This is a genomic window from Gorillibacterium massiliense (assembly GCF_000455485.1).
Taxonomy (GTDB): Bacteria; Bacillota; Bacilli; order Paenibacillales; family NBRC-103111; genus Gorillibacterium; species Gorillibacterium massiliense.
On the sequence record NZ_CBQR020000159.1, the window covers coordinates 1 to 9,496 of the forward strand.

Here is a 9,496-nt window from a genome sequence, read left to right on the forward strand (position 1 = left end):
CAAGGGGGACTTCCAGATTGACAATGTCTCGCAGGCTTTCCACATTGCCTTGGGTGCCGACGATGACGCAGCCGTCGATCCGCTTTTGTTGGAACGCCTGCTTGATCTTGAAATAGTCGGCTTCGGAATATACCGTGTGAATCAGCACGTAATAACCCATAGCGTTGACGGTATCGACGAGGGCATCGACAAAGGGAGCGAAATAGCTGTTTTGATAGATGCGGTTGACGCTTGTTTTGTCGGCAAAGCTGACCACGAATAAGCCGATGGTATTGGTACCCTTGCCGGCCAATACCCGGGCGGATATATTAGGCTCGTAATGATATTGTTCGATGATCTTCATGACTTTAATCCGTGTTTTTTCCGGGACGTTGGGGTAGTTATTGATGACCCGGGACACGGTGCTGCGGGATACGCCCGCCAAGCGGGCAATGTCTTCACTGCGCATTGGCGACTCCTGACTGAACACGCGTTTATTCTTTCTAGGCTTATTGTAGCCCGGAGGCCAAGGTTTGGCAATTGAAATGTTTGCGAAAAAAAGACCGGACGCTTGTCCGGTCAGACTGTTGAGAAAGTCTCGAAATGGATGAAGGGGATTACTTCACGACAAGCACGGGAATCCGTGCATGCTGGACGACGTTATGGCTCACGCTGCCCAGGAAAAATTCGCGAATATTGCCAAGCCCGCGGCTTCCGATGACGATGAGATCGTAGCCTTTGTTATGGGCATAGTCGAGAATCGCTTTCGCTGGCTGACCCTCGATTTGGATGAAGTGGGATTTGTTAGGGATTTCAGCAAGAACGGCTTTCACTTCATTCATCAATTGATCGGAATAATTGTGAAAGTCCAGCATGCTCTCCGCCGAAGGTGTAACCATGGCATCCCCTACGATCAAGGTAGGATTCATGATCACATTAATAACGTCGAGATTAGCCCCTGGATTGTTTTCTACCAGACCAAGAGCTCTTTCCAGCGCTTTGCGTGAAGCTTTCGAACCATCGAATGCGAGTAAGATTTTTTGGAATTGCATCGTGATCACCCCGGAAAAGGATTTGTCTTTCTCCTTTTATTATACCACTTCCGGAGAGATATGAAGACTTCTTTCCTGTTCAATTGTATTCGATGGGCAACTCGCGTTCGTTGCCGCGAGACAGCTTGGGCAGCCGGACTGTCAGCGTATTGTCGGATATGCGCGCCTTGCAGCCTTGTACTTTGACCGGGGTCGGCAAAGGCACGTTCAGGTTGCTCCCGCCTTCCAGGCCGGCCAAGCGGAGCGTCTGTCTTCCCGCATAGACTCGGATGTTGTCCGCTTCCTCTGCTCCGGATAAACGAAAGCGTACGAATACGGACTTATCGCTTTGGGTGACACGGGGGCTGCGTACTGAGCGCAGAGATGAGGCTTGTGCTGATCCTACGCTTTGCATCACATTCCGCATGTGGTTATCTACCCAGACTGGAGGCGCGGCTGGGCTGTCGTCGTCCATGTCTTCGGAATTCCGTACCCCTGAAGAAATGGATTCCTTCGTCCGTTTCATGATATCCGCAATGAGCGCATCGATCCAAGCGCCGTTGCCGAGGGTTTCTTTCATATTGAATGCGGAAAAATTGCCCTTCATCAAATCGTTTATGACCTTCCATGGATTGTCTTTTTTATCAGCCACGTCGTTCTCCCCTTCCAGGTATGTAGTCCTTCTAGATTCCGTAACGGCTTAATCATGACTGCTATACCGTATGCTGCCACACGCTGCCGGGTGTCCCTATCCCCGTTCCTAATCTGCTTAGCATGAAAACTCCAGAAGGGACGTTGCAGTCAGAAAAAAACGCGCAGCCCCGGCGAAGGGCGCGCGTTTTTGCTAGCGGAACAGCTTACCAGAAAAACGGACCGCCGAATCCGCCAAACCCACCGAAACCGCCGAAGCCAAACGGGCTGAAAGCGAATGGAGAAGTTCCGATGGCCAGAAGGTCAAAAAGCACGAGCGGAATGACCGCGTTGGTGGACGCTTTTTTATCTCCACTTGCAATGAAAAGCCGGTTTCCCTTGATTTTTGTCAATTTGCCATAAACCGTCGATCCGTCTTTCTTAACTGCATATACGTTTTGGCCGACTAATGATCTTACCTGATCCTTATGAATGGATGGCTGGTACAAGTAACGCACCTCCTCGGTCCTGACTTCTCTATATCCTACGGCGCTCGCCTTTAAACGTATGGATACTAGCATACCGCCAAGGAAAATAAGTCAAGCGCACAGTTTTCAGAGGTATCTAGTTTCAGAGGCAGCGAATTTTCAGGAATTTCCGCAAGAATCTACCGTGCACTAAGCAATCGCACAAGCGCCGCAACCGTTTGGATGGATATCATGTGGTATGGATTTTGAATAAGTGCGGGCGGGTTCCGTTCCCAAAGGCGAGGAGAGAGGATGATGATTCGCAAACGGAAGTTGGGTGATTTCGAGGCGATTTATCGTTTAGTAAAAGAGGAGTTAGTACCTCTGACTCGTAAAAGCTTTCCGCAATTGAAAGTGACTCGCAAAGAGCTGAAATTCCGGCTCAAAAGAGGCGAGACCTATGTCGCATCGGATGTTTCAGGGAGACCAGTCGGCTTTTTACATGCTGTGATTAAGGAAAAGGAGCTATGGATTGACATGCTGGCGGTTGCTCCAGGCAGCAGAGGGCGGGGGTATGGCACGGCGTTGATGGTTAGTGGAGAGAAATAGGGGAAAAAGCATACCTGCAGCGGCTCAAGTTTATTTGTTGATGCGGAAAATGAAAGCGCACAGCGGTTCTATGAACGTCATGGTTATCGACATACACGTTATGTACCGGAGATAAACTGTCATCTCTATTCCAAAAGTATAGTCGAACGTCCAAACCTATCACCTCCATTTGCCATAGGATGAAAGGTGCGGTGGGAGTACCGCAGTGAATATGGAAAGTTACCACTATCTCAGAAAGGGGGTTGATCTGCATGTCCGGATTCGCCGGTCACGGTACTGGTTCATCTGTCGCTTTCATCCTTGTGCTCTTCATTTTGCTGGTCATCATCCTGCGCACCATCGTTATCTAATCCTAAAACTTCCTCACGCGAGCCCGTTACCTTTTCATAGGTATCGGGCTATTGCTATATTTCCCCGACCCGCTTTTTTTCAGCGTGAGATGACGGCAATTCAACGGTGGAAAAGGGTATCCCAACCGTATTATAATGACAGAATAGTACAGAATGTTCGGTTGAGGTGAAACAGGTGGAAGTTATCGGAAGAAACGATACGCTCACGAAGCATGAACAAATTTTGCGACATATTGAAAGCTTGGGAGTAGGCACGCATATCTCGGTGCGCAGAATCGCCAAAGATATGGACGTGAGCGAAGGGACGGCATACCGAGCGATCAAAGAGGCGGAAAACAGCGGCCTGGTCAGTACCAAGGAACGGATCGGAACCGTTCGCATTGAGAAGAAACAGCGCAACATGGACAAGCTTACGTTTTTGGAAGTGGTCGATATCGTCGATGGGCAGGTGTTGGGCGGAGCCCGCGGCTTGCACAAAACCTTGAACAAATTTGTAATCGGTGCCATGGAACAGGTGGCGATGCTGCGTTACATCGAATCCGGCAACCTGTTGATCGTCGGTAACCGGGAGGAAGCCCATAAGGGTGCGCTGCAAAACGGCGCTGCCGTTCTTATTACCGGGGGGTTCGACACAAACCCGGAAGTAAAGGATCTTGCGGATCGTCTCTCTCTGCCCATTATCTCAAGCACATACGATACCTTTACCGTCGCCTCCATGATTAACCGAGCGATCTACGACCGGATGATCAAGAGAAAAATCATGCTGGTAGACGACATCATCACCAAAAGCAAAGTATACGTCTTGAAAACCGGCAGCACGGTGCGGGAGTGGGAAACACTTTCGAAAGAGACGGGACTGGATCGTTTTCCAGTAGTGGACGAGTGGAACCGGGTCATCGGTATGGCAGCTCTCAAAAACATCGACCGTCAAACGCCTACCCAAACCCTGGAAAAGCTGATGACGCGCAATCCGGTGACCGTGCATCCCAACACATCCGTCGCATCCGCCGCCCATTTGATGCTTTGGGAGGGAATCGATGTCCTGCCCGTAGTGGATACCAACCGGAAAATCGTCGGCTGCGTTACCAAAGAGGACGTGCAGAAGGTATTGCAATATATCCAGCGGCAGCCGCAAACCGGAGAGACCTTCGATGATCAGATCTGGAGCGGTTTTACCGAACTCATCGGGCAGGGGGATACCCCGGACACGGTGACCTACCGCGGCAAAATGTCGCCGCAAATGACCAATTACACCGGTACGGTTTCGACGGGCGTTCTCACCACGCTGCTGACCCAAGCGGCTTACCGGGCGGTGGAGCGCAACAAAAAAGGAGATATCGTCATCGACAATATCTCCACTTATTTCCTGCATCCGGTGCAAATGGAAAGCGAAGTTGTTCTCGCTTCCCGCGTTCTCGAGGCGAGCCGCAAGTTCGCTAAAATCGAAGTGGACATGATCTCGGAGGATCGCCGGGTAGCGAAGGCGCTTATTACCGCCCATATTTTTGACGGAGGCTGACGGTTAGAGCGGTGGTCGGCCGCTATTTTCCGATACGCCTGGTGTAAAAAGCGTGATTGCGGACGCCAGCAAAGAGATTGTACAAGCCGATGAGGATAAACAGCGCGGCCACTATCGTGCGGACTCGGCTCTCCTCGAAAAGTAGCATCTGGATCATAGCCAGGGCAACCAGCAGAATACCCATGGAAATATTCATTCGCGCCGCATTCAGACCTCTGGAGAGCGGCTCTTTTTGCAGTCGGTAGCGAAAGCTGAATACTAAGGTGGAGACCAGGCTGATCAAAACACAGGCAAAGAAAAACCAGCTTAACCACAAGCTCATCGTCAAACATCCTTTGCGTGATTTTGTCTCGCACAATCGCTGATGCTGCACGAGCGGCGTGTCCGTCTATAACTCTACGGTTTTTGCCGGACAAAATCAACGGAAACGAGACAAACGGAACGAATGATTGTAAGGATTCCGTCTCTGCAAAACCTGATTATTCTTCCAATCGCTGTTGCACTCAGATTCCCTGATTCGACAACTCCCTAAAGGAAGGAATCTGATCGCAAAGGCGACCGCTGACGCTTTTCCAGAACAATCGGTTTCTCCGCTCCTTCATCCCTTTCTTTCGTTCCATGTATATAGACATTCTGGGCACATGGGCGCACTACTCGTAAGGTTGCACCGTGATCCACACCGACAATTCGCCTTGGACGGCAAAAACGGTCCGCACCCGGACGAGGTAATCTTTCTCCCGTACCTGATGATAGACTTTTCCATCCACTAGGCGGATAAATACTTCAGGAGCTGCTTTGACGGCTGAAAGGGGTTTGCCGACGGCTACCTGCAGATCCCGCAGCACCTTCTTTTTCAGCTCGTTGGCTGCCAGATCATCGAGCTTCTCCGTCCCCTCCTCCGCTACCTGTACCTTTACGATGGCGATGGTCGCGTTTTGGCTGCGGGTTTTCGTCAGGGAAGCAACGTTTTTCTCGGCTTCTTCCAGGCGGCTTTTCAGCAGGGTGTTTTGTACCGCGAGGAGCGAAAAGTTAGCTTGGTGCACGCTCATATATACCGCGCTGCCGACAATCGTTCCGGCCAGAAATAAACCGCATCCTACAAGCCAGCCCCGGTAGCGGTCGAACTGCGGGATTCTCACGGTTTTGCCCCTCCGCCGCTTATCCAGTGAATCAGGGAGTAACCGAGCTGAGCCCCGATAAAAGCGCTGGCGAAGAGCAGCAATTGTTTGATAACGGGTGACAAATAACCTTCCTGGATATTGGTTTCGATGACCCGGAGCGGATCGATGGTTCCGCCCACCGCCGCCACCATAGCCCAAACTTTGATATTGGATGCGACGTTTTCCATCACGCTTGCCGGAGCCTGCAGCAGCAGCACGGCGCCAATGCCGGAAAGCAGGCCACCGCCGGTGACGATTCCGAAGGCGATAAAGAAATCCAGAATCCATCGTATGGTAAAAGTGGTCATAACCGTTTCCTCCTTGCCTTTTTCATTTTATGCGGGTTGTCCAAGGAGTAGAACCGGAAAAGGCGAATGTGGGTTCGCCTTTTCCAGTGCTCTTGTGCTACACTATGGATAGGAATAGAGAATTCGTTTGAGGAGCATGGATCATGAATGGTTTTGTACATCTACACGCCCACTGTGAATACAGTCTGCTTGATGGAGCGGCCCGCATCGGGGAATTGGTGCGGCAGGCCGCCGATCTTGGCATGCCCGCCCTCGCTTTGACGGATCACGGTGTGATGTATGGCGCCATTCCTTTCTATAAAGCTTGCAAGGAAGCGGGAATCAAGCCGATTATCGGCTGCGAGGTATATATGGCTTCCGGGAGTTTAAGCCGTAAAGTATCCCGCCAGGAACAGCCCAATCACCATCTTGTGCTCCTGGCGAAGAACGAGACGGGTTACCGGAATTTGATGCGGCTTTGTTCCATCGGGCATCTGCAGGGCTTTCATTACAAGCCGCGGATCGATATGGAGCATTTGGCTCGCTATGCAGAAGGACTTGTCTGCTTGAGCGGCTGCTTGAATGGGGAAGTCCCCCAACTGCTGCTGCAGGACAAGCCGAAGGAAGCCAGAGAGACTGCGGAAAGGTATCGGGCCATTTTCGGGGAGGACTATTACCTGGAGATTCAGGACCACGGCATGTTGGAGCAGAAAAAAGTAGTGCAAGGTCTTGTCGCTATCAGCCAGGAAACGGGTATCCCGTTAGTGGCTACCAATGATGTGCACTATGTTCATAAGGGCGAGCATGAAGTGCAGGATATTTTGCTATGTATCGGAACGGGTAAAACACTGGATGACCCGGACCGGTTTCGCATCGATACGACCGAGTTGTTTTTGAAAAGCGGGGAAGAGATGAACCGCTTGTTTCCTCATCTTCCGGAGGCGCTTGCCAACACATTGAAAATCGCGGAAAAATGCAAGCTGGAGCTGGAATTCGGCAAGCATATTTTGCCTGCCTTCCAGCCGTTGCCGCAGGGAATGACGGCAGGAAGCTACTTGCGGGAGCTGTGCCGGTCGGGACTTGAGGAGCGGTACCGGGACGGAGGCTTCGGTTTATCGGCAGCGGACGATCCGGCCAGCCGGAAAGTGCGGGAGGAGCGCCTTGCCTATGAGCTTGGCGTCATCGAAAGCATGGGCTTTTCCGATTATTTTCTCATCGTCTGGGATTTTATCCGCTATGCAAAAGAACACGGGATCGCCGTCGGTCCGGGACGGGGTTCTTCGGCAGGGAGTCTGGTTGCGTACGTCCTGCGGATTACCGATGTGGACCCGATCCGCCACCGGCTGTTGTTTGAACGGTTTTTGAATCCGGAACGAATCACCATGCCCGATATCGATATCGATTTTAGTGACGAACGGCGGGACGAGGTCATCGATTACGTAGTCGCCAAGTACGGCAGCGAGCATGTCGCCCAGATCATCACTTTTGGAACGATGGCGGCGAAGGCTGCCGTGCGGGACGTGGGCAGGGTCATGAATCTGCCTTATGGAGAAGTAGACCGGGCGGCGAAGATGATCCCGAACCGGCTCGGCATCACGTTAAAGAATGCTTTGACCTTGAATCCGGACCTTCAGGAGCAGCGGGCGAAGAGCAAGTCGACGGACCGGCTCATCGAAATGGCCATGAAGGTAGAGGGGATGCCGCGGCACGCTTCCACCCATGCGGCCGGCGTCGTCATCTCCCGGGAACCGTTGACGGATTATGTGCCGCTGCAAACAGGCACGGAAAAAACGGCGCTGACCCAATACACCATGGAAAGTCTGGAATCCATCGGTCTGCTCAAAATGGATTTTCTCGGACTGCGTACCCTGTCGATCATCGAACGGACGATGAACTGGATCATGCAGCTTACCGGCCGAAAGGTGGATTTTCGTACCGTTTCCTACGATGATCCGGCAACTTATCAGTTGATGAGCAGAGGCGAGACGACGGGGGTTTTTCAACTGGAGTCTCCCGGCTGCCGCAAGGTTCTTAAGGAAATGAAGCCCAGTTCTTTCGCCGATGTCGTCTCGGTGGTTGCGTTGTACCGTCCCGGACCGATGGAGTTCATTCCGAAGTATATTCAGAGCAAGCACGGACTGGCTGAAGTGGAGTACCCGCATCTCGATTTGAAGCCGATTTTGGAAGACACGTACGGCATCATCGTTTATCAGGAACAGATCATGCAGATCGCTTCGCGCATGGCGGGCTTTTCCTTGGGAGAAGCGGATCTTTTGCGGCGGGCGGTCAGCAAGAAAAAGCGGGAAGTGCTGGACCGGGAGCGGGAGCATTTTGCCGCCGGCTGCCGAAAAATGGGATATTCCCTGGAGGACGCGAATAAGGTATATGACATGATCCTTCGCTTCGCCGACTATGGCTTCCCCCGGGCGCATGCCACGGCTTACGGTGTGCTTGCGTTTCAGACGGCTTATCTGAAAGCACATTATCCAGGCCCATTCCTTGCCTCCATGCTGACGGCCAATATGGGCAACCAGCGGAAGGTAGCCGAATATGTGGATGAGTGCCGCCGGATGAGAATTGCCGTCCTGCCTCCCGACGTCAACGAGAGCGGCGTGAATTTTACACCAGTGGGAAGTTCCTCAGAGATTGCCGAAGCTGCGGGGACGATTCGCTTCGGGCTAGCCGCAATTAAGAACGTCGGCACCCAAGCTATCGAAGCGATCATCCGGGGGCGGGAAGAGGGACCCTATGCGGATTTGACGGATTTTTGCCGGAAGGTGGACTTGCGCGTCTGTAACAAGCGGGTCATCGAATCCCTCATTCAGGGAGGGGCATTCGACTCCTTGCCAGGGCATCGCGCCCAACAATTCGCCATGCTGGATGAAACCGTGGAATCCGCCGCCAAATGGAAGAAGGAGCGGGAGGATCTGCAACTGCACCTTTTCGGACTGACAGAGGAGGCAAACTGGTCCATTGAATATCCGAATGTGCAGGAGTACAGCAAGTTCCAGCAGTTGGAGCTGGAGCGGGAACTTTTGGGGATGTACCTATCCGGCCATCCCTTGGACGAGTATGACGATCTGCTCACGGAGTTGGAAATCGACCTGATCCCCTACTTGATCGAGCTTCCGGACAATTCGGAGGCGCTGGTGGCAGGGATGGTAGTTTCCATCAAATCGATCCTGACCAAGAAAGGCCAGGAAATGGCGTTTATTGAGCTGGAAGACCGCATCGACAAAGTCGAAGTGGTCCTGTTTCCGGAGCTTTGGCGCGCAGTAAAGGACAAGGTTTCGAAAGGCCGCCTGCTGATGGTGCGGGGCAAGGTGCAGCAGCAGGAGGAGGATACCTGCAAGCTGCTGGCGGAGCAGGCGGTGGCGCTGACGGAGCCGGACGGGCGCCGGGACGCGGCGGCTCTCCGCCGCGGCGGTAGCGCCGCTCGCGGCCCGCGGCCTGCGTCAGCGCAG

At 52.7% G+C, this 9,496-nt stretch carries 11 protein-coding genes; 4 read left to right on the plus strand and 7 right to left on the minus strand.

Going from position 1 to position 9,496, the window contains the following annotated elements; genetic code table 11:
- From TJ79_RS22450 to TJ79_RS22465, 4 genes are all read right to left on the minus strand, one after another.
- A partial coding sequence (locus tag TJ79_RS22450) for a LacI family DNA-binding transcriptional regulator (RefSeq protein WP_040952594.1) occupies window positions 1-448 on the minus strand: 448 nt, incomplete at its 3' end.
- 148 nt (window positions 449-596) lie between these two features.
- Window positions 597-1,031: a universal stress protein gene (locus tag TJ79_RS22455; RefSeq protein WP_040952595.1), complete on the minus strand. Its 435-nt coding sequence runs from the start codon at window positions 1,029-1,031 to the stop codon at window positions 597-599.
- Window positions 1,032-1,110: 79 nt separating this feature from the next.
- Window positions 1,111-1,662, minus strand: coding sequence for an Hsp20/alpha crystallin family protein (locus TJ79_RS22460; protein ID WP_040952596.1), 552 nt, complete (start codon window positions 1,660-1,662; stop codon window positions 1,111-1,113).
- A 205-nt stretch (window positions 1,663-1,867) separates the two neighbouring features.
- The gene (locus tag TJ79_RS22465; RefSeq protein WP_040952597.1) at window positions 1,868-2,149 is read right to left on the minus strand and encodes a hypothetical protein; all 282 of its coding nucleotides are present in this window, start codon (window positions 2,147-2,149) and stop codon (window positions 1,868-1,870) included.
- A gap of 273 nt (window positions 2,150-2,422) precedes the next feature.
- Here TJ79_RS22465 and TJ79_RS22470 point away from each other — a divergent pair, with 273 nt between their 5' ends.
- The 3 genes from TJ79_RS22470 (at window position 2,423) to TJ79_RS22475 (ending at window position 4,585) form a co-directional block, all read left to right on the plus strand.
- Complete coding sequence (locus tag TJ79_RS22470) at window positions 2,423-2,716, plus strand: GNAT family N-acetyltransferase (RefSeq protein WP_052339884.1); 294 nt, start codon at window positions 2,423-2,425, stop codon at window positions 2,714-2,716.
- A gap of 251 nt (window positions 2,717-2,967) precedes the next feature.
- Window positions 2,968-3,066, plus strand: coding sequence for a sporulation protein YjcZ (locus TJ79_RS26915; protein ID WP_081757098.1), 99 nt, complete (start codon window positions 2,968-2,970; stop codon window positions 3,064-3,066).
- A 166-nt stretch (window positions 3,067-3,232) separates the two neighbouring features.
- A complete protein-coding gene (locus tag TJ79_RS22475; RefSeq protein ID WP_272944763.1) occupies window positions 3,233-4,585 on the plus strand; it encodes a DRTGG domain-containing protein in 1,353 nt (450 codons plus the stop codon).
- 22 nt (window positions 4,586-4,607) lie between these two features.
- On the opposite strand, the gene TJ79_RS22480 is transcribed toward TJ79_RS22475, so the two are convergent.
- The 3 genes from TJ79_RS22480 to TJ79_RS22490 all read right to left on the minus strand — a co-directional run bounded on the left by TJ79_RS22480 (window position 4,608) and on the right by TJ79_RS22490 (window position 6,053).
- On the minus strand, window positions 4,608-4,907 hold the full coding sequence (locus TJ79_RS22480) for a YtpI family protein (RefSeq protein WP_040952599.1): 300 nt from the start codon (window positions 4,905-4,907) through the stop codon (window positions 4,608-4,610).
- 328 nt (window positions 4,908-5,235) lie between these two features.
- Window positions 5,236-5,724, minus strand: a complete 489-nt coding sequence (locus TJ79_RS22485) for a sporulation membrane protein YtrI (RefSeq protein ID WP_040952600.1) — start codon at window positions 5,722-5,724, stop codon at window positions 5,236-5,238.
- Entirely contained in the window at window positions 5,721-6,053 is a 333-nt protein-coding gene (locus tag TJ79_RS22490) for a YtrH family sporulation protein (protein ID WP_040952601.1), read from the minus strand. Before TJ79_RS22490 ends, TJ79_RS22485 begins: the two co-directional genes overlap by 4 nt.
- Before the next feature lie 143 nt (window positions 6,054-6,196).
- On the opposite strand from TJ79_RS22490, the gene TJ79_RS22495 reads away from it, so the two are divergent.
- On the plus strand, window positions 6,197-9,496 hold a 3,300-nt coding region (locus tag TJ79_RS22495; RefSeq protein ID WP_040952602.1), incomplete at its 3' end, for a DNA polymerase III subunit alpha.